The organism is Enterobacter sp. 4974935, assembly GCF_058661735.1.
In genome coordinates this window covers 2,134,388-2,159,208 of the sequence record NZ_JBZWGT010000003.1, presented here as the reverse complement: position 1 = coordinate 2,159,208, position 24,821 = coordinate 2,134,388, and the positions used below count along the sequence as shown (strand labels likewise).

Below are 24,821 nucleotides of genomic sequence, written 5' to 3'. Positions count from 1 at the left end.
GCAAACTTTTGGCGTTTCGAAGTGCTGGCGTCTGCACGGTAAACCCCTTAAAATGGCATTTAAAATACATTTTAAAGTTTAAAAAAAATGCATAACCAAGACCAACGCGTTCTTAACTTGCCCGCCGGTTATTTCGGTATGGTTCTGGGTACCATAGGTATGGGGTTCGCCTGGCGTTATGCCGGTACTATCTGGCCGGTGACTCGCTGGCCGGGCGAGATCCTGGTGGCGCTGGCGGTGGCGATCTGGTTCCTGCTGAGCGTGGCGTTTCTTACCCGTGCGGTACGGTTTCCACATAGCGTGCTGGCCGAGATGCGGCATCCGGTAATGAGCAGTTTTGTCAGCCTGTTTCCTGCCACAACGCTACTGGTGGCCATTGGCTTTGTGCCGTGGTGCCGACCGGTGTCGCTGGTGCTGTTTAGCGTAGGCGTGGTGATCCAGCTTGCGTATGCCGCCTGGCAAAGCGCCGGGCTGTGGCGCGGTAAGCATCCGGAAGAGGCCACGACGCCGGGACTGTATCTGCCGACGGTAGCGAACAATTTTATCAGCGCCATGGCCTGCGGTGCGCTGGGTTTCCACGATGCGGGGCTGGTGTTCCTTGGTGCCGGGGTCTTTTCCTGGCTGAGCCTCGAGCCGGTCATTCTGCAACGCCTGCGCAGCGCGGGCGAACTGCCCGCGGCGCTTCGTACTTCGCTCGGGATCCAGCTTGCGCCTGCCCTGGTGGCCTGTAGCGCCTGGTTTAGCGTCAACGGCGGCGAAGCGGACACCTTCGCCAAAATGCTTTTCGGCTATGGTCTGTTGCAACTCCTGTTTATGCTGCGTCTGATGCCGTGGTATCTGTCGCAGCCGTTCAACGCGTCGTTCTGGAGCTTCTCGTTCGGGGTGTCGGCGCTGGCGACCACCGGTTTACATCTGGGGCAGAGCAGTCCGTCAGGGTTCTTTCATGCCCTCGCGGTTCCCCTGTTTATTTTCACCAACATCATCATCGCGATGCTGCTGGTCCGTACTTTTATCTTGCTGATGCAGGGCAAACTTCTGGTGCGCGCTGATAAAGCACTGCTAATGCAATACGAGGAAAAATAATGACTGTCGATGAAAACTACTTTACCGAGAAATATGGCCTGACCCGCACGCACTCAGAGGTGCTCTACAGCGCGGACATTGTTAAGCCGGGAAAAACGCTCGATCTCGGTTGCGGAAATGGCCGTAACAGCCTCTACCTCGCTGCCAACGGCTATGACGTGACGGCGTGGGATAAAAACCCGATGAGCATCGATAACATCGAGCGCATTAAGGCGGCGGAAGGGATCGTGAATCTGCAAACGGCGATAAAGGACCTGAACAACCTGACTTTTGACGGCGAATACGACTTTATTCTTTCCACCGTCGTGTTGATGTTTCTCGAAGCGAAAACCATCCCTGGTCTTATCGCCAATATGCAGCGTTGCACTAAACCAGGCGGCTATAACCTGATCGTTGCCGCCATGGATACGGAGGACTATCCGTGTACCGTCGGTTTCCCGTTTGCCTTCAAGACCGGTGAACTGAGCCACTACTACGAAGGCTGGGAGCTGATCAAGTACAACGAAGAGGTGGGGGAACTCCACCGTACCGATGCCTACGGGAACCGAATCAAGCTGCGCTTCGCCACCATGTTCGCACGCAAGCCCGCTTAACGCGCGGCCAGCAGACAGAGTTGCAGGGCCGTGCGACAGGAGGCCTCGAACGACGACAGCGGTAAAAACTCAAACTTTGAGTGGAAGTTATGGGCGCCGGTGAAGAAGTTCGGGGTGAGCAAGCCTTTGGCTGACAGGGCCGCCCCGTCCGTGCCACCGCGCATGGGGATCGGTTTTGGGGTGATACCGAGCGATTCCATCGCCTCGAACATCAGGTCGATCGCGCGGCGGTCTTCGCCAATCGCATTGCTGATATTGCTGTAGGTATCTTCAATGCGATACTCCACGTTTGCCGTGGGATGCTGCGCAGCAATCCGCGCTGCCACATCGGCAATTTGCTGCTTGCGGGCGGCAAAACCCTCTTTGTCAAAATCACGAATGTTGGCTTTCAGCACCGCTTCGTTTTGCCCGGCCTGGATGCCGTTAAACCAGATATAACCTTCGCGCCCCTCGGTGCATTCCGGGGTTTGCTGGCGATCGAAATGGCAGATGAAATCCGTTGCCATCAGCAGCGGGTTGACCAGCACCCCTTTGGCGGACATCGGGTGCGCCGTGACGCCGGTAAAGCGAATTTCAGCCGCAGCCGCGTTAAAGTTCTCGTAAACAATTTCCCCCAGCTCGCAGCAGTCGATGGTCCAGGCAAAATCGACGTCGAAGCGCTTCAAATCCAGCGCTTTCGCGCCACAGAGACCAATCTCTTCATCGGGCACAAACGCCACCACAATATCGCCATGCTTATGTTCAGCGGTGAGGTTTTCCAGCACCGTCATGACCACGGTGACGGCCGCTTTATTATCTGCGCCTAATACGCTGGTTCCGTCGCTGAAAATAATCTCCTCATCAGGATAAGCCAGAATTTCCGGGTGCTCATTTACGCGCAACCAAATATCTTTTTCTTTATTCAGGCAGAGATCATCTCCCGTAAAGGTTAATATTTGTGGATGAATATCCGGGGATAAACCGACGTCAACGGTATCGATATGGGTAATAAAACCAATCCGCGGCGCGCCGGGAATATTGCCTTTTTTTACGGCGGTAACGGTGGCGAACTCATCAATCACAATATCGTCTAACCCCAGCGTTTCCAGCTCCTTCGCCAGCTCCCGCGCCATGTCGTGCTGGCCCGGGGTGGAGGGCAGGGTTTTGACTTTCGGGTCGCTCTGGCTGGTGATGGCGAGATAGCGGAAAAAGCGTTGGGTTAATTGTCTGGAGAGTTCTGAGCCCATAGTGTTTCCTTCTGTATTTATTTTTCATGTGTTTGCGCCATCACTTTAATGTTATTTATTAAATGGCAAAAGAAGTAATTAGCCGTCGAATTAAAAAGACAGGAATAAATGATGAAAAGCACATTCACAATGATAACGCTGGCGCTTGCTGCGCTGACGGTCAGTTCCACCGTCGCGGCAAAAACGCTGGTGTATTGCTCCGAAGGATCGCCGGAAAATTTCAATCCTCAGCTCTATACGTCGGGGACCAGCGTGGACGCCAGCGCCGTACCGGTTTATAACCGTCTGGTCGATTTCAAACCGGGCACTACCGAACTGGTGCCGAGCCTGGCGGAAAGCTGGGAGGTGAGCGAGGATGGTAAGGTCTACACCTTCCACCTGCGCAAAGGGGTGAAATTCCACAGTAATAAACTGTTCACGCCGACGCGCGACTTCAACGCGGATGACGTGATTTTCTCGTTTATGCGCCAGAAGGATGTGAATCATCCCTACCATAACGTCTCCAACGGCAGTTATTCCAACTTCGAAAGTCTGGAGTTCGGCAACCTGATTACCGCCATTGATAAGGTTGACGATCGCACCGTGCGCTTCACCCTGGCGCACCCGGAAGCGCCGTTTGTTGCCGATCTGGCGTGGTATTTTGCCTCCATCCTGTCGGCGGAGTATGCCGATGCCATGCTGAAAGCGGGCACGCCTGAAAAGGTTGATATGCAGCCGATTGGCACCGGGCCGTTTAAACTGGCGCAATATCAGAAGGATTCCCGCATCCTCTTTACCGCCTTCCCGGACTACTGGCAGGGAAAATCGAAGCTGGATCGACTGGTGTTCACCATCACGCCGGACGCCTCGGTGCGTTTTGCCAAAGTCGAGAAGAATGAGTGCCAGGTGATGCCGTTCCCAAACCCGGCGGATCTGCCGCGTATGAAGGCTAACAAAGACATCAACCTGATGAGCAAGGCCGGTCTGAATACCGGTTTCCTGGCATTTAACACGCAAAAGCCGCCGCTGGATAACGTAAAAGTGCGCCAGGCGCTGGCGATGGCGATTAACAAACCGGCCATCATTGAGGCGGTCTTCCACGGCACCGGCACGGCGGCGAAAAACCTGCTGCCGCCTGGCGTCTGGAGTGCCGACAGCGAGCTGAAAGACTACGATTACGATCCAGAAAAAGCGAAAACGCTGTTAAAGGAGGCGGGATTTGCCAACGGCGTAAGCATCGATCTGTGGGCTATGCCCGTGCAGCGGCCGTATAACCCGAACGCGAAGCGTATGGCTGAAATGATCCAGGCGGACTGGGCGAAAGTAGGCGTGCAGACCAAAATCGTGACCTACGAATGGGGCGAATACCTGAAGCGCGTGAAGGGCGGGGAGCATCAGGCTGCGCTGATGGGCTGGACAACGGCGACGGGCGATCCAGATAACTTCTTCGGACCACTGTTTACCTGTACGTCCGCCAACGGCGGGTCGAACTCGGCCAAATGGTGCTATAAGCCGTTTGATAACCTGATTGCCGAAGCAAAATCGATAACCGATCGCGAAAAACGCGTGGCGCTGTACAAGCAGGCGCAGCAGATGATGCACGATCAAATGCCGGCGGTTATGATTGCCCACTCGACCATTTTTGAGCCAGTCAGAAAAGAGGTCACGGGCTATGAAATCGATCCCTTCGGCAAACATCTGTTCTGGCAGGTAGATATAAAACAGTAATATTTTTCTGCCCGGATCCCGTCCGGGCACTATTTTTACAATTTGTGCCTTCCCCGTCATTTTTTGCCACAACATTTCCCTCTGTTTTTTGTTATAACTTCAAGTGCATACTTGCAGATAACTCGGAACTCCATCATGCGTACTTCCACTTTTTTTAAAGTTGCAGTGCTTTCTGGCCTGTTGGCCCTTTCTGGCTGTGCGTCAAAAGTCGCAGCCCCCGATCAATATTCAGGCTTTTTAAAAGATTACTCTGACTTGCAGGAGATGACATCAGCAACCGGGAAACCAACCTTGCGTTGGGTCGATCCTTCCTATGATCCGGCGAACTACGACAGTATTATCTGGACCCCGATAACCTATTATCCGACACCAAAGCCAACCACACAGCTTGGGCAAAAAACGCTTGATGAATTGTTGAGTTACACCAATAACACATTAAAAAACGCGATTGGCCAGCGTAAGCCAATTGTGACGACGCCGGGCAAACATAGCCTGATCTTCCGCGGCGCCATCACGGGTGTGAGCTCAGAGAAAGAAGGTTTGCAGTTCTATGAAGTGGTGCCCGTCGCGCTGCTGGTTGCGGGTACGCAGATGGCAACTGGCCATCGCACCATGGATACGCATCTTTTCTTTGAAGGTGAGCTGATTGATGCCGCCACGAACAAACCGGTAGTTAAAGTTGTTCGTAAAGGTGAAGGTAAAGAGCTTGCCAACGAGAACACGCCGTTGGGATTCGCCACACTGAAACAGGTTGTGGATGATATGGCGACCGATGCCACCATGTTTGATGTCCATCAGACAGCAAAATAATAAAAACGGCCTGCATCTACGCAGGCCGTTATTTTATGCCGTCAGCAGGCGGCGGAACCAGGTTTCCGGTTTCGTAAACATCACCATATTTCCCCCTAAAATCAACAGCAGGCCGACGATCCCGTTGATATGCCACACGTAACCCTCGTACACCGTTGAAAGCGACAGCGCCACCAGCGGGAACAGCAGGGTGCTGTACGCGGCCTTACCGGGACCAATGCGGCCTACCAGCGTAAAGTAGGCGCCGAAGGCAATCACCGAGCCAAACAGAGCAAGATAGAGCAGCGCCCCCATATAGCTCACCGTCCATTCCGGCATAAAGCTTTCGCCCCTGAAGAGAGCGATAAGGCCCATCACGACGGTGCCATACAGCATCGCCCAGGCGTTGGTGGTCATGGTTTCCAGCCCGTTTCGCTGATGACGCATGCTGATCATATTCCCCAGCGAGAAGCCGTAGGTGCCAAGGGCGGAAAGCCCGATGCCCGTAAGCAATGACGCGCTCCAGCCGCTGGCGAGCAGATCGTTCCAGAACAGGGTAATGATCCCGATAAGCCCCAGCGCTGCCGCCGTCCAGAAGCGTGCGGGGGGACGCTGGCCGAAGAAGATAAAGCTGTTGATGGCGTTATACAGCACGGCCATCGAGAAAATCACCGACTCAAGGCCGGTATTGATATGGGCGGCGGCGGTGTAAAAGCACCAGAAGTTGAAACAGAAAACGCAGCAACCCTGAAGCATGCAATAGAGATGATCCCGCAGCGCCAGCCTGCGCAGGCGACGAAGGGCGACCAGGACGATCATCATCGTGGCGCTGGCCACGGCGAAGCGCCAGAAAATGGAGACCGGCGCTGCAACCGGCCCCTGTTGTAAAAAAATGGCGATCCAGGTCGTGCCCCAGATAACAACAACCAGCCCATAGAGTAATGCGTTCATGGTGTCTCTCTTCTCATACCGCGGAAAACAACAGTGTGGCGAAAGAAGGGGGCCCCGGCTTTCATCGCCTTGCGCCGGACTTGCAAATTCTTGCGCTTTTTTCTCGCACAATGGCTGGTAACAGGCTGCAACACTTCTTAGACTGACAGTCTGATTAATCACCTGTTTACGGCCATGTCTCTCGTTTACGACACCTTTGAAACGTTACGCCAAAAAAATGCAGTGCTGCGGGAAACCGTCGCGCTCAATACTGGCATTCAACTGGCGGCGTGGTACAACAAGCACGACACGATCACCGTGAAAAGCAACCATCACACCCTTAGCCTGTACGTGGCGGATGGCTATGAAAGCTATCAAAAAACGCCGGGTGGCTGGAAAAATGGCGGCGGGCCGGACCGTTTTTGTCTGATGCCGGAAGAGAGCGAATCCACATGGGATATTCGTGATGACCTGTCGTTCGTGCACCTCTACTGCACCGATGAACACCTGCGGGACGTGGGGGAGAAAATCTGGGATAAACGACCGCTATCGCTGACGCTGGAGGAAAAAATCTTCGGCAGCGATCCGAAAATCACCACCCTTTATCGCCAGTTTTTGCTCGGCTGCGACTGGCAGCAAAACGCCAATCAGCTCACCCTGAGCACTGCGTCGACCTTATTACTGACGCATTTGGTCCAGCACTATTCCAGCGTCCAGTGGAAGTTACCGGTGGTCACCGGCGGGCTATCGCCGTTTGTGCTGCGCAACGTGCTGGCCTTTATCGAGGAAAATCTGGCGCAACCCTTAACGCTGGCGGAACTGGCGGGCCAGGCCGCACTCAGTGAGTATCACTTTGCGCGGATGTTCCGCCAGTCGATGGGGCTGGCGCCGCATCAGTACGTCATGCAGCGCCGCATGGAGAAGGCCAAAGCGCTGATTCAGCACACGACCACGCCGCTCACCGACATCGCGCTTGCCTGCGGATTTAACTCCGCCAGCCATTTCAGTAACCGTTTTCGCAGCATGACCGGCATCACGCCGTCACAGCTACGCGCGGCGAAGGCGTGAGAAGACAGCGTAACAGATCCCACCCAGCACCAGCCCCCAGAAAGCGGAGCCAATTCCCAGGAGCGTGACGCCGCTGGCGGTCATCAGGAAGGTGACGATCGCCGCGTCGCGCTCTGCTTCATGATTCAATGCCTGATACAAACTCCCGCTGATAGTGCCGAGCAGGGCCAGCCCGGCCAGCGTCTGGATGCCGCTCAGCGGCAGGGCGGCCATCAGCCCCGAAATCGACCCGCCGAACACCCCCGCAAGCAGATAAAACCCACCTGCGGCCGCCGCAGCCAGCCAGCGTTTACTGGCATCCGGGTGGGCGTCCGGGCTCTGGCAGATGGCGGCGGTGATGGCGGCGATACAGATGGAATAGACGCCGAAGGGGGACAACAGCAGCGCCAGCCCGCCGGTGGCAACGATCAGCGGTGAGACCGCCAGCGGATAGCCCGATGCCTGCATGGTGGCGAAGCCGGGCGCATTCTGCGACGCCATGGTCACCAGGAAGAAGGGTAAGCCGATGCTGATCAGGCTGGTGAAGGTGAACGCAGGGGCAATGAATTCCGGCATGATCACCGATAACGTCATTTTATTCGTGACAACGTCACCTCCAGCCCAGGCCACGAACACCCCCACCAGCAGCGTGGCGACAATGGCGTACCGGGGCGCTACGGCTTTAGCCACCAGCCAGGCGGCCAGCATACTGCCGCAAAGAAGCACGTGTCCCTCAAGATTGCTGAATGCCTTCAGGCCAAACTGTAACAGCACGCCTGCCAGCATAGCGGCGGCAAGCGAGTGCGGGATCAGTTTCATCAACCGGGCAAACAGGCCAGTGACGCCGCACAGCAGAATCAGCGCATTCGCAAATATAAATACCCCTATGGTTTCCGCCAGCGTCACGCCTTGCAGGCTGGTGGCGAGCAGCGCCGCGCCAGGAGTCGACCAGGCGGTCAGCACCGGGGCTTTATACCACCACGACAATGCAAGCGTGCTGATCCCCATCCCGAGCCCCAGCGCGGTCATCCATCCGGCGATTTGCTGTGTACTGGCGCCCGCCGCCGCAGCCGCCTGCCAGATAATGGCGGCAGAGCTGGCGTAGCCCACCAGAACGGCAACAAAACCAGCCAGCACGGCAGGAAAGAGAGAGGCAGTCGATCGCATGTGAACTCCGTTGTGCGTTATAACGTCCGGGATAAGGTATCACTGTGCGCTATAGCGTACAAGTGGTATGCTTTGCCGCAACAGGAGGAACTATGGATATCACTCAACACCTGGCAACCACACTGAAAGCGCTGCGTCAGGCGCGGGGCTGGAGCCTGTCGAAACTGGCGGAAGAGACGGGCGTGTCGAAAGCGATGCTTGGGCAAATCGAACGCAATGAGTCCAGCCCGACGGTCTCAACCTTGTGGAAAATTGCCACCGGGCTGAACGTACCTTTTTCGGCGTTTATCACTCCAGAGAGCGAACCGCAGGCGGTGTTCGATCCGCAGCAGCAGGCGATGGTGGTGAAACCGCTTTTCCCCTGGGATGAACAGCTTAAGTTCGACCATTTCTCCATCACCCTGTCGCCCGGCGCGCTGAGTGAGTCCACGCCGCACGAAGCCGGGGTGATTGAACACGTGGTGGTGATAAGCGGTGAGCTGGACATGCAGATTGACGGTGTCTGGCGCACTCTATACGCTGATTCCGGCGTGCGTTTTGCCGGCGATAAACCGCACGCGTACCGTAACAGCAGCACCCGGACGGTGCATTTTCACTCTCTGATCCATTATCCCCGCTAAAGCGTCGCAAAACGGTTTCACTGGCACAGACTTCTGACTACAATAGCCGCCATTTTGACCATAACGGATAACGACGAAGTATGCGCCTGCACCCCCATCATCTTGAACTGCTAAGCCCGGCCCGCGACGCCGCCATTGCCCGTGAAGCCATTCTTCACGGTGCGGATGCCGTCTACATTGGCGGCCCAGGCTTTGGTGCCCGTCATAACGCCAGCAATAGCCTGCGCGACATTGCCGAACTGGTACCGTTCGCCCACCGTTTCGGGGCGAAGGTGTTCGTGACCCTGAACACCATTCTTCATGATGATGAGCTGGAGCCCGCGCAGCGTCTTATTACCGATCTTTACCAGACCGGCGTTGACGCTCTGATCGTTCAGGATATGGGTGTTCTGGAACTGGATATCCCGCCAATTGAGCTGCACGCCAGCACCCAGTGCGATATCCGCACCGTTGAGAAGGCGAAGTTTCTTTCAGACGTCGGGTTTACGCAGATTGTTCTGGCGCGTGAGCTGAACCTGAACCAGATCCGCGATATCCACCAGGCCACCGACGCGACCATTGAATTCTTTATCCACGGTGCGCTTTGCGTGGCCTATTCCGGGCAGTGTAATATCTCTCACGCCCAGACGGGGCGCAGCGCTAACCGCGGCGACTGCTCTCAGGCCTGCCGTCTGCCGTATACCCTGAAAGACGATCAGGGCCGCGTGGTGGCATTCGAAAAACACCTGCTGTCGATGAAAGATAACGATCAGACGGCAAACCTCGGCGCGCTGATCGATGCCGGCGTACGCTCCTTCAAAATTGAAGGCCGCTACAAGGACATGAGCTACGTGAAAAATATCACCGCCCATTATCGTCAGATGCTGGATGCCATCATCGACGATCGCGGTGACCTGGCGCGCGCGTCCGCCGGTCGTACAGAGCATTTCTTTATTCCATCGACGGACAAAACGTTCCACCGCGGCAGTACGGATTATTTCGTTAATGCGCGCAAAGGGGATATTGGCGCGTTCGATTCACCGAAGTTTATTGGTCTGCCGGTGGGTGAAGTGCTGAAAGTGGCGAAGGATCATCTTGACGTTCAGGTTACAGAACCGCTGGCGAACGGCGATGGTCTCAACGTGATGATCAAACGTGAAGTGGTTGGTTTTCGCGCCAATACGGTGGAGAAAACCGGCGAAAATCGTTATCGCGTCTGGCCGAACGAAATGCCTGCCGACCTTTACAAAGCCCGCCCGAATGCGGCGCTGAACCGTAACCTGGATCACAACTGGCAGCAGGCCTTGCTCAAGACCTCCAGCGAGCGTCGCATTGCGGTGGATATCGCGCTGGGTGGCTGGGAAGAGCAGCTGATCCTGACCATGACCTGCGAAGACGGCATCAGCGTGACGCATACGCTCGACGGCCTGTTCGAGGTGGCGAACAATGCGGAGAAAGCGCTTAGCAACCTCAAGGATGGCGTAGCGAAGCTCGGGCAGACCATTTATTATGCGCGCAATATTGAGGTGAATCTGCCGGATGCGCTGTTCGTGCCGAACAGCCTGCTGAACCAGTTCCGCCGTGAAACGGCTGAGATGCTGGATGAAGCACGCCTGGCAAACTATCCGCGCGGCAGTCGTAAGGCCGAAGCGGTGCCTGCGCCGGTCTACCCGGACACGCATCTCTCTTTCCTTGCGAACGTTTACAACCACAAAGCGCGTGCGTTTTACCATCGTCACGGCGTGCAACTGATTGACGCCGCGTATGAAGCGCATGAAGAGAAGGGCGATGTGCCGGTGATGATCACCAAACACTGCCTGCGGTTTGCCTTTAACCTTTGTCCGAAACAGGCGAAAGGCAATATTAAAAGCTGGAAAGCGACGCCGATGCAGCTGGTGAATGGCGATGAAGTACTGACGCTGAAGTTTGACTGCCGTCCGTGTGAAATGCACGTTATCGGCAAGATGAAGAATCACATCTTCAAAATGCCGTCTCCGGGCAGCATTGTGGCCTCCGTCAGCCCTGACGATTTGATGAAGACCCTGCCGAAGCGTAAAGGCAGCTAACCCGCAGAGTGGGTATCCGGTTTGCGCGATTTCTGCCAGGTATGGTGCTCGCGCAACCCCTCCGCAGACTCCTCTGCTGCGCTGCGTAACTCGTCGCTGTCAGCTTCATGACGAAGCTGATGGTCGGCGTTTTTCACATACACAAATTCATGCCCTTTGTGCTCCGCCATAATCTGCCCCGACAACAGTGCACTAATCAGCAGCAGTAGCGAAAAGCCTTTTCTGAACATCTTTTACCCCCGAAAATACGCTAAGGTCATCGTAGAGATAATTTCATAGAGTAATTATTCGACTCTTTAAATTTGAGAAAATAGACTGTCAAAAATTGTGGTCGCCATAAAACTCACTTAAGACTATTCTTAAAAGCAATATCGTCGTTGTAAACTCCCATTTCTGGTATGCAAAGAGAAGCTAGATTTATTGGGAAATCATTTACAATAAGATTTTTCTGGCTAAGGATTGGATCGAATAAATGAAAAAAATAATCGTGCTATCACTTCTGGGCGTAGTGGTTGCGGTGGGTGCTGCGGCCAGCATCTATTCAAATGAAGAACCAGAATATATTCAGTCAGCAAAAAGCCGTGTCGGATCGTATTTAACCAGCGATTACGGACGTGTCGAATGTAATAGCACCCAGGTAAGTGAAGATCGCTGGGAGCTGGGCTGTACCAATAAGGCGAGGGGCAAAACCTTCCAGTTCGCTGTTTACCCATCCGAGCAGGCGCCGTATGGGGTCTCTCGTGCGTTTTATCTCGAAGCGATTAATGATGATGCCCGCCAGAGTGCAGAGCAGGGGCTGATGCGTTATCTGCAAATTAATACCAAAGCGGGTTAATCGATTCGTTTATGCTTCGTTGAGGCTCACAGTGGTAGATTGCAGGTGATCCACATCCCGGTATGGAATACCGGAGCGTAGATACCAAAATACAAATCTATCCATGCAAGCATTTACCGCCAGATTATGGCGGTTTTTTTTTGCCCGTTTATCGTACTGGTAAAAATTGTTTGCGATATTGCGCGGGTGAAAGCGCAAATTGCTGCCGGAAATGGTGGCGCAGCGTGGCGCTTTGTCCAAATCCGGTTTGTTCCGCAATATTGTCGATGCTGAGCCGACTGTTTTCGAGATAATCTTTTGCCCGCTGCAATCGCGCAGTCAATAACCAGCGCGCGGGTGTTGTTCCGGTCGCGTCCTGGAAACGGCGCAGAAAGGTGCGCTGACTCATACCCACCCGCAGGGCCAGCGATTCGACGGTATGGGAAACGGCCAGATGCTGGTGAAGAAAATCAAACAACTGGCCCAGGCGCTGGCTCTCCCGCAACTGAGCCACCGGTCGGCTAAGCTGCTGGGTTTGCGAGCCGTCCCGATGGGGCGGGATCACCAGCCGACGCGCCACGCGGTTTGCCACTTCCATACCGTAATTCCGGCGCACCACGTGCAGGCACAGATCAATCCCCGCGGCGCTTCCGGCGGAAGTGAGAATATCGCCTTCGTCCTGGTAGAGCACATCTTCGACCACGGTAATGGCGGGACAGCGTGTTTTCAGCGCTTGCGTATAGCGCCAGTGGGTGGTCGCCTTCCGCCCGTCAAGCAGGCCTGAGGCTGCCAGAACGAAAACGCCAGAACAGATCGAGAGTAGCTGGCAGCCGCGGGCATGCGCCGCGCGGAGCGCCTGGCAGAGCGCTTCGGGTACGGGTTCGTCCAGCCCTCGCCAGCCGGGAACGACAACCAGATCCGCCGTCTCCAGCAGACTCAGATCGCCATCGGCCAGAATACGGATCCCGCCCGTTGCCCGGAGTTCGCCATCATCCACGCTCGCCACGGCAAACTGATACCAGTCATCGCCCATCTCCGGGCGCGGCAAGCCAAAGATTTCTACCGCCACGCCAAACTCAAAGGTACATAAACCGTCATATGCCAGCACGACCGCGCGCGGCGAGGGATGTCTTAAGTTTGTCATCTTTTTGCTGTTTTCTGGCATAGGCGGACGCATTCATGGGCTGAATTAAGGGATAGAGTAGTGTTAACACAAACACCACAAATGAGGAAGATTCATGAGCTATGTTACTGAATTTCCGGCTGCTGAGCCGCAGGAAGCTGTGGGACATTTTCTGCGTCGTCTGAGTGTCGAGACGGACTGCGCCGATGTCCATCACGCGGTATCCAGCGGTGAGCAGGACTTTGTTCTGCTGCACGTTGTCGGAAAGCCTGAACATTTTGCCCGGCGGCATCTGCCCGGCGCGCTGCATTTACCCTGGAGCCAGATCACCGCAGAGCGGATGAAAGCGTGGCCGGAGGGCACGCTGTTTGTCGTCTATTGTGCAGGCCCGCACTGCAACGGGGCGGACAGGGCGGCCCTAAAGCTGGCGCGTCTGGGTCTGCCGGTTAAGATTATGCTCGGGGGCATGACCGGCTGGGAAGATGAGCGGTTCGCGTTTGCAGGATCTTCATCACCCGCTCTGTGAACATGAATTTATTTCAACACAGATGAAATTTTCTCGTTTGTCGGCGGCGAGCCGGTATGACATCTTTTCAGGACGTTTAGACATCCAGAAGTCTAAAGATTCAAGAGATGAATTATCACTGTGGGCAATTAACGCCGACAGACAGAGGAGATTTCCATGCAGCGACACCATGCCCCGTACCGCGCCGATGTAGTCGGCAGTTTTTTACGCCCGGATGCCATTAAACAGGCCCGTCTGCAATTTGCCAGCGGTGAAATCGATGCCGGGCAGCTTCGCGCGGTTGAGGACGAGGCCATTCGTCATGTTGTCGAGCAGCAGTGCGCCTGCGGTCTGCATGTGGTAACGGACGGTGAATTCCGCCGCGCCTGGTGGCACTTTGACTTCTTTGACGGGCTACAGGGCGTGGAGCGTTATGATTCCCAGCAGGGCATTCAGTTCAACGGGGTGCAGACTAAAGCCCATGGCGTGCGCGTAACGGGCAAACTGGGCTTCGGCGATCATCCTATGCTGGAAGATTTCCGCTACCTCAAAAGCATTAGCGGTAATGCACAGCCGAAGATGACCATTCCGAGCCCGAGTGTGCTGCACTTCCGCGGTGGCCGCAAGGATATTGATGCTACGGTCTACCCGGATCTGAAGGATTACTTTGACGATCTGGCGACCACCTGGCGCGATGCCATTCGGGCCTTTTACGATGCAGGCTGCCGCTATCTGCAACTGGATGACACCGTCTGGGCCTATCTTTGTTCGGAGGACCAGCGCCGCCAGATCCGCGAGCGCGGTGACGATGCAGACGAACTTGCCCGGACCTATGCGCGGGTGCTGAATAAGGCGCTGGAGGGCAAACCGGACGATCTGACCGTCGGGCTGCACGTCTGCCGCGGCAACTTCCGCTCAACCTGGATTTCCGAGGGCGGCTATGAGCCGGTGGCGGAGGTGCTGTTCGGCACGGTGAACGTCGACGCGTTCTTCCTGGAGTACGACAACGACCGTAGCGGGGACTTCGCGCCACTGCGTTTTGTGCGCCCGGGTAAACAGCAGGTGGTTCTGGGGCTGATCACCACCAAACACGGTGAACTGGAGAACCCGGAAGGGGTGAAAGCGCGTCTGGAAGAGGCTGCGCGCTACGTGGCGAAAGAGCAGATTTGCCTCAGCCCGCAGTGCGGATTTGCTTCTACGGAAGAGGGTAACAGCCTGAGCGAAGCCCAGCAGTGGGATAAAGTTCGCCTGGTGACGCAAATCGCCAGCGACGTCTGGTAACGCCGTTTACAGCGCTGCATTATTACAGTGCAGCGCTGTACCATTCTGAGTCGTTTCCCGTCACTCCTCTCTTCGATCCCTTTAAAATCCTGTCTCTGCAACCTGGCACTGTTTTTGCTCTCCTGAAACTGGCGTTACTTTTTTCTGCGTCCGGCGGTAACGGACGTCTTCGCACAGCTTTCTTTTCAGGAGTGAAAATATGCACCGTCGTACCTTTATTAAAGCGTTCACCTTGTCCGCCTCCGTCATCGCCATGGGAATGAGCTTTGGCGTCCAGGCCGCAGAGACCATTAAAGTCGGGATTATGCACTCTCTCTCCGGCACGATGGCCATTTCAGAAACGCCCCTGAAAGATGTCGCCCTGATGACCATCGATGAAATCAATGCTAAAGGCGGCGTGCTCGGGAAAAAGCTGGAGCCGGTGGTGGTTGACCCGGCATCCAACTGGCCGCTGTTTGCCGAAAAGGCCCGCCAGCTTCTGAGCCAGGATAAGGTCGCCGTGGTGTTTGGCTGCTGGACCTCCGTATCGCGTAAATCGGTTCTGCCGGTTTTTGAGGAGCTGAACGGTTTGCTGTTCTATCCGGTGCAGTATGAAGGTGAAGAGATGTCACCTAACGTCTTCTATACCGGCGCGGCGCCTAACCAGCAGGCGATCCCGGCGGTGGAGTACCTGATGAGCGAGGACGGCGGCAGCGCGAAGCGATTCTTCCTGCTGGGTACGGACTACGTTTACCCGCGCACTACGAACAAGATCCTGCGCGCCTTCCTGCACTCGAAAGGCGTTGAAGATAAAGATATTGAAGAGGTCTACACCCCATTTGGTCATAGCGATTACCAGACCATTGTCGCCAGTATCAAAAAGTTCTCCACGGGCGGCAAAGCGGCGGTGGTCTCCACTATCAACGGTGATTCCAACGTGCCTTTCTATAAAGAACTGGCGAACCAGGGGCTGAAAGCCACGGACGTGCCGGTGGTGGCGTTCTCGGTGGGTGAGGAAGAACTGCGCGGCATTGATACCAAACCGCTGGTGGGTAACCTGGCGGCGTGGAATTACTTTGAATCCGTCGACAACCCGACCAACCAGACCTTTGTCGCGGCTTACAAAGCCTACGCGAAAGCCCATAAGCTGCCGAATGCCGATACCGTGGTCACCAACGATCCGATGGAAGCGACTTACGTTGGCCTGCATATGTGGGCGCAGGCGGTTGAAAAAGCGGGAACAACCGACGTGGACAAAGTGCGCGCGGCAATGGCGGGCCAGTCGTTCAACGCGCCGTCCGGCTTTACGCTGACCATGGACGCCACCAACCACCACCTGCATAAGCCCGTCATGATTGGTGAAATTGAAGGCAACGGCCAGTTCAACGTCGTCTGGCAAACCGAACAGCCGGTACGCGCTCAGCCGTGGAGCCCGTTTATCGCCGGGAATGACAAAAAGCCTGACCAGCCGATGAAAACCGCCAGCAACTAAGCCACCACCAGGGAGAGACGTCATGAACGCCATACGCATGATGATTGCGATTGTGTGGCTTACCGGACTGCTGTCAGGGATGGCGCAGGCATCGGATGCCGATGATTTCGTTGCCGCTAGCCGCAGCCAGCAAACCGCCATGCTGACCCGCTGGGCAGCCACGCCGGAACCTGCACGTTTGCCGCTGCTTAAGGCGCTGCAACAGGAGAACCTTTATACCGACAGCCAGAAGAAGGCATTTACCCGCATCGACGGCGAAATGGTTGCCCTGGGCGCGGCAAAAAGCGCTGAAGGCACGACCAAAGCCGTGCGGCTGACCAACCGACTGCGCGTGTTAACCGTCACGGCGCTGGCGACGCATCAGCTTGTCAGTGACAGTGTCACCGAAAGGCGTCATGCCGCGCGGCAACTTCAGCGTGACGCCCGGCCGGATATGCTCGGCTTTCTGCAACAGCGGGCCAGTAGCGAAACGGACGACGTCGCCCGACAGTCGCTGATGCTGGCGCTGGCAAACCTCCAGCTGACGAGCCCACAGACTGAAGTACGGCTCAAGGCTGTTGAGCTGTTGGGACAGTCTGACGATCCGGACGTGCAGGCCACGCTGACGCCGTTCACCCGGACGCAAACCGAGCCGGACGCACGGGTACGTGCCGCCGCCGCTGAGAGCCTGGAGCGTATTCAGCACCGGCTGATGTGGGGCGAACTGCTGGGGCAGGCCTTCATGGGCCTGTCGCTGGGGTCGGTACTCTTGCTGGCCGCGCTCGGGCTGGCTATCACCTATGGTCTGCTGGGGGTGATTAACATGGCTCACGGTGAAATGCTGATGCTCGGGGCGTATGCCACCTGGATGGTGCAGCAGGTAATGGCGCAGTGGATGCCTCAGTGGCTGGCGCTTTATCCGGTGGTGGCGCTGCCGGTGGCGTTTTGCCTGACCGCAGGCATCGGGATGGTGCTGGAGCGCACGGTGATCCGCCATCTTTATGGCCGCCCGCTGGAAACCCTGCTCGCCACCTGGGGGATAAGCCTGATACTTATCCAGCTGGTCCGCATGACCTTTGGCGCTCAGAACCTTGAGGTCGCTAACCCGGCATGGCTGTCCGGCGGGGTGCAGGTTTTCGCCAACCTGACGCTGCCCTGGAACCGTATTGTGGTGCTCGGCTTTGTACTGCTGGTGCTGTTCTTCACCTGGCTCATTCTGAACAAAACGCGTCTGGGTCTCAACGTGCGGGCGGTGACGCAAAACCGCAGCATGGCGGCCTGCTGCGGCGTTCCCACCGGACGGGTAGATATGCTGGCATTTGGCCTCGGGTCCGGCATTGCCGGGTTGGGCGGCGTGGCGTTATCCCAGCTGGGGAACGTGGGGCCGGAGCTGGGCCAGGGATACATCATCGATTCGTTCCTGGTGGTGGTGCTCGGCGGCGTCGGCCAGCTGGCCGGTAGCGTCGCGGCGGCCTTTGGTCTGGGGATCTTCAATAAAATTCTTGAACCGCAGATGGGCGCCGTGCTGGGCAAGATCCTGATTCTGGTGGCGATCATTCTGTTTATCCAGAAACGTCCGCAGGGGTTATTCGCACTTAAAGGGAGGGTGACAGACTGATGAGCCAGCCATTGACCTTAACACTGGCGCGCAGGGCACCGCGCACTGCGCAAATCTTCGGCAGTCTGCTGGTTGCGGCGCTGCTGGTGCTGCCTTTTCTCGCGCTGTTACCCGCCACCCATCCGCTGGCCGTTTCGACGTGGATGTTGACGCTTATCGGCAAGATCCTCTGCTACGCGGTTGTCGCCGTGGCCCTCGATCTGGTCTGGGGCTATGCCGGTATGCTCTCGCTGGGGCACGGCATATTCTTCGCCCTGGGCGGCTATGCGATGGGCATGTACCTGATGCGCCAGGCGGCCGGGGACGGGCTGCCCGCGTTTATGTCGTTTCTCTCGTGGAGCGAACTGCCCTGGTTCTGGTGGGGAACGCAGCATTTTGCCTGGGCGCTGGTGTTAATCGTGACGATCCCCGGCCTGCTGGCGCTGGTCTTCGGCTGGTTTGCTTTCCGCTCGAAGATCAAAGGGGTCTATTTTTCCATCATGACCCAGGCGCTGACCTATGCGGGCATGCTGCTGTTCTTTCGCAACGAAACCGGTTTTGGCGGCAATAACGGCTTTACCGGCTTTACCACGCTGCTCGGGTTTTCCGTTACGGCGACCACCACGCGGATCGCGCTGTTTCTCGCAACGGTCATGCTGCTGCTTCTGGCCCTGGGCACAGGCTACGCGCTGGCGAAGAGTAAGTTTGGCCGCATTTTAACGGCGGTGCGCGATGCGGAAAACCGTCTGACGTTCTGCGGCTACGATCCGCGCGGCTTCAAGCTGCTGGTCTGGACGCTTTCCGCCGTACTGTGTGGTCTGGCGGGGGCGCTGTACGTTCCGCAGGTGGGTATTATCAACCCAGGTGAAATGTCGCCGACCAACTCGATTGAAGCGGCCATCTGGGTGGCGCTGGGCGGGCGCGGCACCCTGGTAGGCCCGGTGATTGGTGCGGCGCTGGTCAATGGTGCGAAGAGCTTTTTCACCGTGGCGATGCCGGAGTACTGGCAACTGTTTCTTGGGCTGATTTTCATCGCCGTGACGCTCTTTTTACCGCGCGGCGTGTTCGGTCTGTTTCGTAAGGGAGAGAATTAATGCAGCCCTCTGAAGGACTCTTTACCCGCCAGCTACCGGGCGATCGTTACCGTGAGCAGACCGATCCGGTGTTACAGCTCGAGGCCATTAACGTCAGTTTCGATGGTTTTCAGGCGTTGACCGATCTCTCACTTAATATCGGCATTGGAGAATTGCGCTGCATCATTGGCCCTAACGGCGCCGGTAAAACTACGCTGATGGACGTGATCACCGGCAAAACCCGGCCAAAAAGCGGGAAGGCTATTTACGATCAGTCCATCGATCTGACAGCCCTTGAACCGGCGGCCATTGCCCGTCAGGGCATTGGCCGTAAGTTCCAGAAACCGACCGTGTTTGAAGCGCTGACCGTAGGGGAAAACCTCGAAATCGCCATGAAAGCCGACAGGTCCGTCTGGGCGAGCCTGCGGGCAACACTCAGCGGCGAGCAGCGCGACCGCATTGACGAGATGTTGGGTTTGCTGCGGCTTGGCTGCGAGCGCGATCGCCGCGCCGGGCTGCTTTCCCACGGGCAGAAGCAGTTTCTGGAGATCGGCATGCTGCTGGTGCAGGATCCGCATCTGTTGCTGCTGGACGAACCCGCCGCCGGTATGACCGACGCAGAGACGGAATACACAGCCGAGCTGTTCCGAACTCTGGCAGGCAAGCATTCGCTGATGGTGGTTGAGCACGATATGGGCTTCGTCGAGACCATCGCCGACCACGTCACGGTGCTGCATCAGGGGCGCGTACTGGCAGAAGGCTCGCTTCGCGAGGTACAGGCCAATGAGCAGGTGATCGACGTCTATCTGGGACGCTAAGGAGAGGGGATGTTACAGGTTAACGAGCTGAATCAGTACTACGGCGGAAGCCATATTCTGCGCGGGGTGAGCTTTGAGGCGGTGGTCGGGGAAGTTACCTGCCTGCTGGGGCGCAACGGGGTGGGGAAAACCACACTGCTGAGGTGCCTGATGGGGCTGATCCCGGTGAAAGCCGGGGAGGTGGTCTGGCAGGGAAAGACCATCACTCACAGTCAACCGCACCAGCGGGTGCAGTCCGGCGTGGCGTATGTTCCGCAGGGGCGGGAGATTTTTCCGCGTCTGACCGTAGAAGAAAACCTGCTGATGGGACTGTCGCGCTTCTCCGCGGGAAACGCAAGGAGCGTGCCGGAGGAGATTTGGCAGCTTTTCCCGGTGCTTAAGGAGATGAAACACCGTCGCGGAGGCGATCTTTCCGGTGGTCAGCAGCAGCAGCTGGCGATTGGTCGCGCGCTGGCGAGCCGTCCACGGTTACTGATCCTGGATGAACCCACGGAAGGTATACAGCCGTCGGTGATTAAAGAGATTGGGCAGGTGATCCGCAGCCTGGCGAACCGGGGGGATATGGCGATCCTGCTGGTGGAGCAGTTTTATGATTTTGCGGCGGAGCTGGCCGACAGCTATCTGGTGATGTCGCGCGGCAGCATTGTCCAGCAGGGGCGCGGTGAGAACATGGAGCAGGAGGGGGTTCGCGGACTGGTTGCGATCTGAAATGTTATACTATAACATCCTCATTCTTATAACACGGAATGAGGGTTTTGCTGTGGCTGCACAACTTGGAAAAATTGCGCTGACTCTGGGAACGCTGCTGGTAAGCGGCTCGCTTTTTGCCCATTCGCACGGTCATCAGATGACGGAGGCGGAACAGAAGGCGGCAAACGGCGTCTTTGAGGATAAAGACGTCAGGGACAGGACGCTGTCTGACTGGGACGGGACCTGGCAGTCCGTTTACCCGTTCCTGCTTGATGGTTCGCTGGATCCGGTTTTCGAAAAGAAAGCGCAGAAGGGGGATAAATCCGCTGCCGAGGTGAAAGCCTACTACCGTAAGGGCTACGCGACGGACGTGGACGCCATCGGCATTGAAAACAACGTGATGGAATTCCACAGAGGCAAAACGGTGAGCAGCTGCCGCTACGACTACAGCGGCTATAAAATTCTGACCTATGCGTCGGGGAAAAAAGGCGTGCGCTACCTGTTTGAATGTAAGGATAAGGCAAGCCAGGCGCCTAAGTTTGTGCAGTTCAGCGATCATACCATCGGGCCGAAAGCCTCTTCACACTTCCATATCTTTATGGGCAACACCTCCCACGAGGCGCTGCTGAAAGAGATGGATAACTGGCCGACCTACTACCCGAACGAGATGTACAAAGAGCAGGTGGTGCAGGAGATGTTGCACCACTAGGCAGTTGGATTTGCCGGGTGGGGGCTTAGCCTTACCCGGCGTGGGATTAGGGTTTTCCAGGTCGGGTAAGCGCAGCGCCACCCGACACGCTATCTTCACTTTTCACGCGCATCCCGCGCAAAACCATCAGCCACGCCGCAATAATAGCGGCCATCATAATAATAAATAACGACCAGTGCGGCAGATGGGTCAGGATGAGCCCGGTGATCATCGGGTTCGCCGCCGCGCCCAGCCAGCCCAGCGCCTGGGCGGAGAAGTAGCTCGCCTTCATGCCCGGCGGGGCGATATTGTCGATCAGCATGTATTCACCCGGGGCATAAATAATTTCACCCAGGGTGAAAATCGCCGCCGCAATCCCCCAGTAAAGCAGGTTCTCGCCGGAAAGCATAAACCCGCCCAGCCCGAGGATGAAAAAGAGCGTTGCGGCTGTCATTAGCGGGCGGATGTTGCTGGCGGAGATCTTGCGGCCAAGCGCGTATTGCAGGGTGACCACCACCACCGCGTTGACGGGCAACACAACGGCCACCACCTTTTCTGCGAAATCGCTGTCCGCATACGCGGCGAGGACATACTGGGAAATGCAGCTGGCGAACGATCCGCCCACATAGGACGCCAGCAGGCCGGAGAGCGTGTACCAGAACAGCGCCCGGTCCTTCAGCAGCACCGAGGGCTGCCACGGCGCTTTTTCCTCCACGCTGTCAGACGCTACGCTTTTCTGCACAAAGAAATGGATAAACCCGAGCGGCAGTGCGGCGCAGAAGGCCGCCAGCCAGAACGGCAGTTGCAGGCTGTACATCACCAGTAGAGTGCCAACCGGCGGCCCAATCGTCCAGCCGATGTTCAGGAAACTGTAGTTGAGTGAGAAAACGCGCGCCTTTTCGCTGGAGGTCAGCACGTCGGCAAACCACGCTTTCAGCACCGTTGAGAAGACGGAATAGGCGCAGTTAATCAGGGCAAAGAACAACACCACCAGCGTCACGTTATTCACCAGCGGAATGGCCATAAACCCGGCGATAAAGGCCACGATGGCGACCAGCATATAGCGTTTTTTGTCGAACTTGTCCGCCAGGATGCCAAACCCCAGGCTAAACACCACGCCAATGGTCAACGCCACGGTAAGGGCATAGCCAATATTCTCCACGCTCATATCGTACACGCGTGTGAGATATATGGTCATAAAGGGCAGCGTTGCCCCGCGGCCAATTGTTAATAACAATGACGATGCCAGCAGCGCTGCGGTTGAGCGCCTGATTGATGGTTTCATTTTCCTGCCCGACAAATGCTTATGCTTTTTTTGTTGTGTTATTACAGGATTATCATGGGATCGGCAGCTTGTATAGCACCCAATTTATCCGCAAGTGCTTCTCCTCAGTACCAGAATTAATGATCTTCTCGCGGGGGTATTTTTTCTGTTACCTTGAAGTGTTTACAAAAATTTAATAATTCAGGGGCGGAAAATGACGCGGAAAGACGGGCTGTTAGCGTTACTGGTTGTCGTGGTGTGGGGACTCAATTTTGTGGTCATCAAAATGGGGTTGCACAACATGCCTCCACTCATGCTGGCGGGTCTGCGCTTCCTGCTGGTGGCCTTCCCGGCGCTGCTTTTCGTTGCCCGCCCAAAGATTCCCCTGAAGCTTCTGCTGGGCTACGGCCTCACCATCAGCTTTGGTCAGTTTGCGTTTCTTTTTTGCGCTATCAAATTCGGTATGCCTGCGGGTCTGGCTTCGCTGGTGCTTCAGGTGCAGGCTTTCTTTACCATTATTCTCGGCGCGTTTGTCTTTGGCGAACGTTTGCAGGGCAAACAGCTGGCGGGCATTAGCCTTGCGGTCTTTGGCGTGCTGGTGCTGATAGAAGGCAGCCTCAACGGTCAGCATGTCGCGCTGCTGGGCTTTATGCTCACCCTGGCGGCGGGGCTTAGCTGGGCGTGCGGCAACATCTTTAACAAGCTGATAATGCAGCATGAGTCGCGTCCTGGGATCATGTCGCTGGTGGTCTGGAGCGCGTTGATCCCCATTGTGCCGTTTATGGCCGCGTCGTTTATTCTGGATGGACCGCAGGTGATGCTGAAAAGCCTGGTGGAGATCGACCTGACGACCATTTTGTCGCTGATCTACCTGGCATTAGTCGCCTCAATCATTGGCTACGGCATCTGGGGATCGCTGCTCGGACGCTATGAAACCTGGCGCGTGGCGCCGTTATCGCTGCTGGTACCGGTGGTCGGGCTTGCCAGCGCCGCCCTGTTGCTGGATGAAACGCTCAGCGCGCTGCAACTGTGTGGCGCAGGGCTGATTATGGCCGGGCTGTATATCAACGTCTTTGGCTTGCGGGTGCGTCGGGCGACGCGGGTGCGGAGTTAAGGCAGAAAAAAGCCCCGCATTAGCGGGGCAAAAACGAATTACAGGTCGTGATTATAATACGGCACGCCTAATTCGTCGGATTTGTCGCTGCCAGCGCCCATGTGATTGAAGTCCCAGGGCGACTGGTTTTGCGTGGACGGCATAATCATGGTGTCACGATTATTTTGCTGCCCCGCACTGGGGGTTTGCTCCGCGAAGCTCTGGCCGGAAACCAGCACCAGCAAGGTGAGGGCGGCGGAGGCGATAAATTTCATGATTTCCTCGGTTACGTCTTAACAGGCGATGATTAACTGTAATGTTTTAGCGGATACAGATAACGGGATTCACCCGGCATACTGGTAATACGGTACTTATGAGGCGGCACGTCAAAGTAGTTCTTGAACGTACGCGTCAGGGTTTGTTGCGATTCAAATCCGTAGCGTTCCGCCAGATAGAGGATCGGCTCATTGCTTTCTTTCAGTTTTTGGGCAATCTCCGTCAGCTTACGGCTGCGAATATATTGTCCTAATGAATGGCCGGTCTCTTTTTTAAACATCCGTTGCAGGTGCCATTTTGAGTAACCTGAACGCTCAGACACTTTCTCAAGGGAAAGTGGAGATTCCAGGTTATCTTCGATCCAGTCCAAAATGCTATGAATGGTGATAGCGTCAGTATTGCGTCTGGACATCGTCATACCTCTTTTTCTGTTTACGGCAGGATTTTCTTGAGTAAAAGCTCAAGCGTTGCCACTTCATCTGCCGTTAAGTTTTTTGTCAGTTCCTGGTGCAGTGTTTGTCCTACTAATTGATGACATTGCTCACACATGGCCGCGCCATCGCTGGTCAGTTTCACCAGTACGCCACGTTTGTCATTCGGGTTAGGGCTTCGTTCTATCCATCCTTTGCAGACGAGACGATCCAGCATGCGGGTTAACGCACCCAGATCGACAGAGAGCACCTTTTTCAGCTCAACCGGCGTGATACACACTTCGCAGCGAATGGAACACAGCACTTTGAACTGTGTTGCGGTGATATCCAGCGGTGACAGGTAGTCATTGAGCAGGCGATCTTTTTTCTGGTTAACCATATGAATAAGACGACCCAGTGGGATTATGTCGTTAAAGAGATCACTGGTGCTTTTCACAATGGTTGCCCTGGCAAGTAGTTTAGTCACGGCAGATATTATTGCTCAGGCAAGTATAAGTCAACTGAATGGATC

General features: G+C 56.1%; 26 protein-coding genes. 17 read left to right on the top strand and 9 right to left on the bottom strand.

Translation table 11 applies throughout. The features are described 5' to 3' along the window. Positions 1-87 precede the first annotated feature (87 nt). The gene (gene tehA / locus AC4OVS_RS11565) at positions 88-1,083 is read left to right on the top strand and encodes a dicarboxylate transporter/tellurite-resistance protein TehA (protein WP_491922425.1); all 996 of its coding nucleotides are present in this window, start codon (positions 88-90) and stop codon (positions 1,081-1,083) included. Further along, positions 1,083-1,676, top strand: a complete 594-nt coding sequence (tehB, locus tag AC4OVS_RS11560) for a tellurite resistance methyltransferase TehB (protein WP_491922424.1) — start codon at positions 1,083-1,085, stop codon at positions 1,674-1,676. The genes tehA and tehB overlap by 1 nt, the downstream gene beginning before the upstream one ends. On the opposite strand, the gene pepT is transcribed toward tehB, so the two are convergent. Next, positions 1,673-2,902 (bottom strand): peptidase T, encoded by a 1,230-nt coding sequence (pepT, locus tag AC4OVS_RS11555; protein ID WP_038416038.1) that lies wholly within the window; start codon positions 2,900-2,902, stop codon positions 1,673-1,675. The genes tehB and pepT overlap by 4 nt on opposite strands. A gap of 111 nt (positions 2,903-3,013) precedes the next feature. Between pepT and AC4OVS_RS11550 the strand changes: the two genes are divergently transcribed. Further along, positions 3,014-4,609, top strand: a complete 1,596-nt coding sequence (locus AC4OVS_RS11550; protein WP_046621579.1) for an ABC transporter substrate-binding protein — start codon at positions 3,014-3,016, stop codon at positions 4,607-4,609. A gap of 135 nt (positions 4,610-4,744) precedes the next feature. Further along, positions 4,745-5,419 carry a DUF3313 domain-containing protein gene (locus AC4OVS_RS11545; protein WP_022648086.1) on the top strand — a complete coding sequence of 225 codons (675 nt, stop codon included), beginning with the start codon at positions 4,745-4,747 and terminating at the stop codon, positions 5,417-5,419. A 33-nt stretch (positions 5,420-5,452) separates the two neighbouring features. Here AC4OVS_RS11545 and AC4OVS_RS11540 read toward each other — a convergent pair whose 3' ends face one another. Next, positions 5,453-6,349, bottom strand: a complete 897-nt coding sequence (locus AC4OVS_RS11540; RefSeq protein WP_491922423.1) for a DMT family transporter — start codon at positions 6,347-6,349, stop codon at positions 5,453-5,455. Positions 6,350-6,523: 174 nt separating this feature from the next. On the opposite strand from AC4OVS_RS11540, the gene AC4OVS_RS11535 reads away from it, so the two are divergent. Further along, complete coding sequence (locus tag AC4OVS_RS11535; protein WP_023300082.1) at positions 6,524-7,396, top strand: helix-turn-helix domain-containing protein; 873 nt, start codon at positions 6,524-6,526, stop codon at positions 7,394-7,396. Here AC4OVS_RS11535 and AC4OVS_RS11530 read toward each other — a convergent pair. After that, entirely contained in the window at positions 7,376-8,542 is a 1,167-nt protein-coding gene (locus AC4OVS_RS11530) for a benzoate/H(+) symporter BenE family transporter (RefSeq protein WP_023300083.1), read from the bottom strand. The genes AC4OVS_RS11535 and AC4OVS_RS11530 overlap by 21 nt on opposite strands. 92 nt (positions 8,543-8,634) lie before the next feature. On the opposite strand from AC4OVS_RS11530, the gene AC4OVS_RS11525 reads away from it, so the two are divergent. Together AC4OVS_RS11525 and AC4OVS_RS11520 are read left to right on the top strand one after the other, a co-directional pair. After that, entirely contained in the window at positions 8,635-9,162 is a 528-nt protein-coding gene (locus tag AC4OVS_RS11525) for a helix-turn-helix domain-containing protein (RefSeq protein ID WP_023300084.1), read from the top strand. A gap of 80 nt (positions 9,163-9,242) precedes the next feature. After that, positions 9,243-11,207, top strand: coding sequence for a peptidase U32 family protein (locus AC4OVS_RS11520; RefSeq protein ID WP_058646654.1), 1,965 nt, complete (start codon positions 9,243-9,245; stop codon positions 11,205-11,207). On the opposite strand, the gene AC4OVS_RS11515 is transcribed toward AC4OVS_RS11520, so the two are convergent. Continuing rightward, positions 11,204-11,437 carry a DUF2554 family protein gene (locus AC4OVS_RS11515; RefSeq protein ID WP_491922422.1) on the bottom strand — a complete coding sequence of 78 codons (234 nt, stop codon included), beginning with the start codon at positions 11,435-11,437 and terminating at the stop codon, positions 11,204-11,206. The genes AC4OVS_RS11520 and AC4OVS_RS11515 overlap by 4 nt on opposite strands. 242 nt (positions 11,438-11,679) lie before the next feature. Here AC4OVS_RS11515 and AC4OVS_RS11510 point away from each other — a divergent pair, with 242 nt between their 5' ends. Beyond that, complete coding sequence (locus AC4OVS_RS11510) at positions 11,680-12,042, top strand: hypothetical protein (RefSeq protein WP_015570547.1); 363 nt, start codon at positions 11,680-11,682, stop codon at positions 12,040-12,042. A gap of 148 nt (positions 12,043-12,190) precedes the next feature. Here the strand turns inward: AC4OVS_RS11510 and ftrA are convergent, their stop codons facing one another. Then, positions 12,191-13,186 (bottom strand): transcriptional regulator FtrA, encoded by a 996-nt coding sequence (gene ftrA / locus AC4OVS_RS11505; RefSeq protein ID WP_491922421.1) that lies wholly within the window; start codon positions 13,184-13,186, stop codon positions 12,191-12,193. A 73-nt stretch (positions 13,187-13,259) separates the two neighbouring features. On the opposite strand from ftrA, the gene AC4OVS_RS11500 reads away from it, so the two are divergent. The 8 genes from AC4OVS_RS11500 (at position 13,260) to zinT (ending at position 21,267) form a co-directional block, all read left to right on the top strand. Further along, positions 13,260-13,670 (top strand): rhodanese-like domain-containing protein, encoded by a 411-nt coding sequence (locus AC4OVS_RS11500; RefSeq protein WP_023300088.1) that lies wholly within the window; start codon positions 13,260-13,262, stop codon positions 13,668-13,670. A gap of 156 nt (positions 13,671-13,826) precedes the next feature. Then, entirely contained in the window at positions 13,827-14,930 is a 1,104-nt protein-coding gene (locus AC4OVS_RS11495) for a cobalamin-independent methionine synthase II family protein (RefSeq protein ID WP_023300089.1), read from the top strand. 199 nt (positions 14,931-15,129) lie between these two features. Further along, positions 15,130-16,401, top strand: coding sequence for an urea ABC transporter substrate-binding protein (urtA, locus tag AC4OVS_RS11490; protein WP_022648096.1), 1,272 nt, complete (start codon positions 15,130-15,132; stop codon positions 16,399-16,401). 22 nt (positions 16,402-16,423) lie between these two features. Then, positions 16,424-17,998, top strand: coding sequence for an urea ABC transporter permease subunit UrtB (gene urtB / locus AC4OVS_RS11485; RefSeq protein WP_491922420.1), 1,575 nt, complete (start codon positions 16,424-16,426; stop codon positions 17,996-17,998). After that, positions 17,998-19,071: an urea ABC transporter permease subunit UrtC gene (gene urtC / locus AC4OVS_RS11480; protein WP_023306186.1), complete on the top strand. Its 1,074-nt coding sequence runs from the start codon at positions 17,998-18,000 to the stop codon at positions 19,069-19,071. The genes urtB and urtC overlap by 1 nt, the downstream gene beginning before the upstream one ends. Continuing rightward, positions 19,071-19,868 carry an urea ABC transporter ATP-binding protein UrtD gene (gene urtD / locus AC4OVS_RS11475; RefSeq protein WP_491922419.1) on the top strand — a complete coding sequence of 266 codons (798 nt, stop codon included), beginning with the start codon at positions 19,071-19,073 and terminating at the stop codon, positions 19,866-19,868. The genes urtC and urtD overlap by 1 nt, the downstream gene beginning before the upstream one ends. Before the next feature lie 9 nt (positions 19,869-19,877). After that, a complete protein-coding gene (gene urtE, locus AC4OVS_RS11470; protein ID WP_491922418.1) occupies positions 19,878-20,576 on the top strand; it encodes an urea ABC transporter ATP-binding subunit UrtE in 699 nt (232 codons plus the stop codon). 52 nt (positions 20,577-20,628) lie between these two features. Further along, positions 20,629-21,267 (top strand): metal-binding protein ZinT, encoded by a 639-nt coding sequence (gene zinT, locus AC4OVS_RS11465; RefSeq protein ID WP_046621665.1) that lies wholly within the window; start codon positions 20,629-20,631, stop codon positions 21,265-21,267. A gap of 46 nt (positions 21,268-21,313) precedes the next feature. On the opposite strand, the gene ydeE is transcribed toward zinT, so the two are convergent. Beyond that, complete coding sequence (gene ydeE, locus AC4OVS_RS11460; protein ID WP_491922417.1) at positions 21,314-22,531, bottom strand: efflux MFS transporter YdeE; 1,218 nt, start codon at positions 22,529-22,531, stop codon at positions 21,314-21,316. A gap of 193 nt (positions 22,532-22,724) precedes the next feature. Here ydeE and eamA point away from each other — a divergent pair, with 193 nt between their 5' ends. Continuing rightward, positions 22,725-23,624: an O-acetylserine/cysteine exporter gene (gene eamA, locus AC4OVS_RS11455; protein WP_023330139.1), complete on the top strand. Its 900-nt coding sequence runs from the start codon at positions 22,725-22,727 to the stop codon at positions 23,622-23,624. Positions 23,625-23,662: 38 nt separating this feature from the next. Here eamA and marB read toward each other — a convergent pair whose 3' ends face one another. The 3 genes from marB to marR are packed head-to-tail and all read right to left on the bottom strand — an operon-like array spanning position 23,663 to position 24,746. Next, on the bottom strand, positions 23,663-23,878 hold the full coding sequence (gene marB / locus AC4OVS_RS11450) for a multiple antibiotic resistance protein MarB (RefSeq protein WP_003857184.1): 216 nt from the start codon (positions 23,876-23,878) through the stop codon (positions 23,663-23,665). 32 nt (positions 23,879-23,910) lie between these two features. Continuing rightward, positions 23,911-24,291 carry an MDR efflux pump AcrAB transcriptional activator MarA gene (marA, locus tag AC4OVS_RS11445; protein ID WP_491922759.1) on the bottom strand — a complete coding sequence of 127 codons (381 nt, stop codon included), beginning with the start codon at positions 24,289-24,291 and terminating at the stop codon, positions 23,911-23,913. A gap of 20 nt (positions 24,292-24,311) precedes the next feature. After that, positions 24,312-24,746: a multiple antibiotic resistance transcriptional regulator MarR gene (marR, locus tag AC4OVS_RS11440; RefSeq protein WP_020884159.1), complete on the bottom strand. Its 435-nt coding sequence runs from the start codon at positions 24,744-24,746 to the stop codon at positions 24,312-24,314. Positions 24,747-24,821 lie beyond the last annotated feature (75 nt).

What these genes read in the sequence shown, in the direction of transcription:
- marA (WP_491922759.1), bottom strand. Translation starts at nt 24,291, where the DNA reads ATGTCCAGACGCAATACTGACGCTATCACCATTCATAGCATTTTGGAC.
- AC4OVS_RS11520 (WP_058646654.1), top strand. Translation starts at nt 9,243, where the DNA reads ATGCGCCTGCACCCCCATCATCTTGAACTGCTAAGCCCGGCCCGCGAC.
- urtE (WP_491922418.1), top strand. Translation starts at nt 19,878, where the DNA reads ATGTTACAGGTTAACGAGCTGAATCAGTACTACGGCGGAAGCCATATT.
- eamA (WP_023330139.1), top strand. Translation starts at nt 22,725, where the DNA reads ATGACGCGGAAAGACGGGCTGTTAGCGTTACTGGTTGTCGTGGTGTGG.
- AC4OVS_RS11510 (WP_015570547.1), top strand. Translation starts at nt 11,680, where the DNA reads ATGAAAAAAATAATCGTGCTATCACTTCTGGGCGTAGTGGTTGCGGTG.
- AC4OVS_RS11540 (WP_491922423.1), bottom strand. Translation starts at nt 6,349, where the DNA reads ATGAACGCATTACTCTATGGGCTGGTTGTTGTTATCTGGGGCACGACC.
- AC4OVS_RS11545 (WP_022648086.1), top strand. Translation starts at nt 4,745, where the DNA reads ATGCGTACTTCCACTTTTTTTAAAGTTGCAGTGCTTTCTGGCCTGTTG.
- urtB (WP_491922420.1), top strand. Translation starts at nt 16,424, where the DNA reads ATGAACGCCATACGCATGATGATTGCGATTGTGTGGCTTACCGGACTG.
- AC4OVS_RS11535 (WP_023300082.1), top strand. Translation starts at nt 6,524, where the DNA reads ATGTCTCTCGTTTACGACACCTTTGAAACGTTACGCCAAAAAAATGCA.
- AC4OVS_RS11515 (WP_491922422.1), bottom strand. Translation starts at nt 11,437, where the DNA reads ATGTTCAGAAAAGGCTTTTCGCTACTGCTGCTGATTAGTGCACTGTTG.
- ftrA (WP_491922421.1), bottom strand. Translation starts at nt 13,186, where the DNA reads ATGCCAGAAAACAGCAAAAAGATGACAAACTTAAGACATCCCTCGCCG.
- AC4OVS_RS11530 (WP_023300083.1), bottom strand. Translation starts at nt 8,542, where the DNA reads ATGCGATCGACTGCCTCTCTCTTTCCTGCCGTGCTGGCTGGTTTTGTT.
- AC4OVS_RS11495 (WP_023300089.1), top strand. Translation starts at nt 13,827, where the DNA reads ATGCAGCGACACCATGCCCCGTACCGCGCCGATGTAGTCGGCAGTTTT.
- ydeE (WP_491922417.1), bottom strand. Translation starts at nt 22,531, where the DNA reads ATGAAACCATCAATCAGGCGCTCAACCGCAGCGCTGCTGGCATCGTCA.
- urtC (WP_023306186.1), top strand. Translation starts at nt 17,998, where the DNA reads ATGAGCCAGCCATTGACCTTAACACTGGCGCGCAGGGCACCGCGCACT.
- marB (WP_003857184.1), bottom strand. Translation starts at nt 23,878, where the DNA reads ATGAAATTTATCGCCTCCGCCGCCCTCACCTTGCTGGTGCTGGTTTCC.
- pepT (WP_038416038.1), bottom strand. Translation starts at nt 2,902, where the DNA reads ATGGGCTCAGAACTCTCCAGACAATTAACCCAACGCTTTTTCCGCTAT.
- tehB (WP_491922424.1), top strand. Translation starts at nt 1,083, where the DNA reads ATGACTGTCGATGAAAACTACTTTACCGAGAAATATGGCCTGACCCGC.
- urtD (WP_491922419.1), top strand. Translation starts at nt 19,071, where the DNA reads ATGCAGCCCTCTGAAGGACTCTTTACCCGCCAGCTACCGGGCGATCGT.
- AC4OVS_RS11500 (WP_023300088.1), top strand. Translation starts at nt 13,260, where the DNA reads ATGAGCTATGTTACTGAATTTCCGGCTGCTGAGCCGCAGGAAGCTGTG.
- urtA (WP_022648096.1), top strand. Translation starts at nt 15,130, where the DNA reads ATGCACCGTCGTACCTTTATTAAAGCGTTCACCTTGTCCGCCTCCGTC.
- AC4OVS_RS11550 (WP_046621579.1), top strand. Translation starts at nt 3,014, where the DNA reads ATGAAAAGCACATTCACAATGATAACGCTGGCGCTTGCTGCGCTGACG.
- AC4OVS_RS11525 (WP_023300084.1), top strand. Translation starts at nt 8,635, where the DNA reads ATGGATATCACTCAACACCTGGCAACCACACTGAAAGCGCTGCGTCAG.
- tehA (WP_491922425.1), top strand. Translation starts at nt 88, where the DNA reads ATGCATAACCAAGACCAACGCGTTCTTAACTTGCCCGCCGGTTATTTC.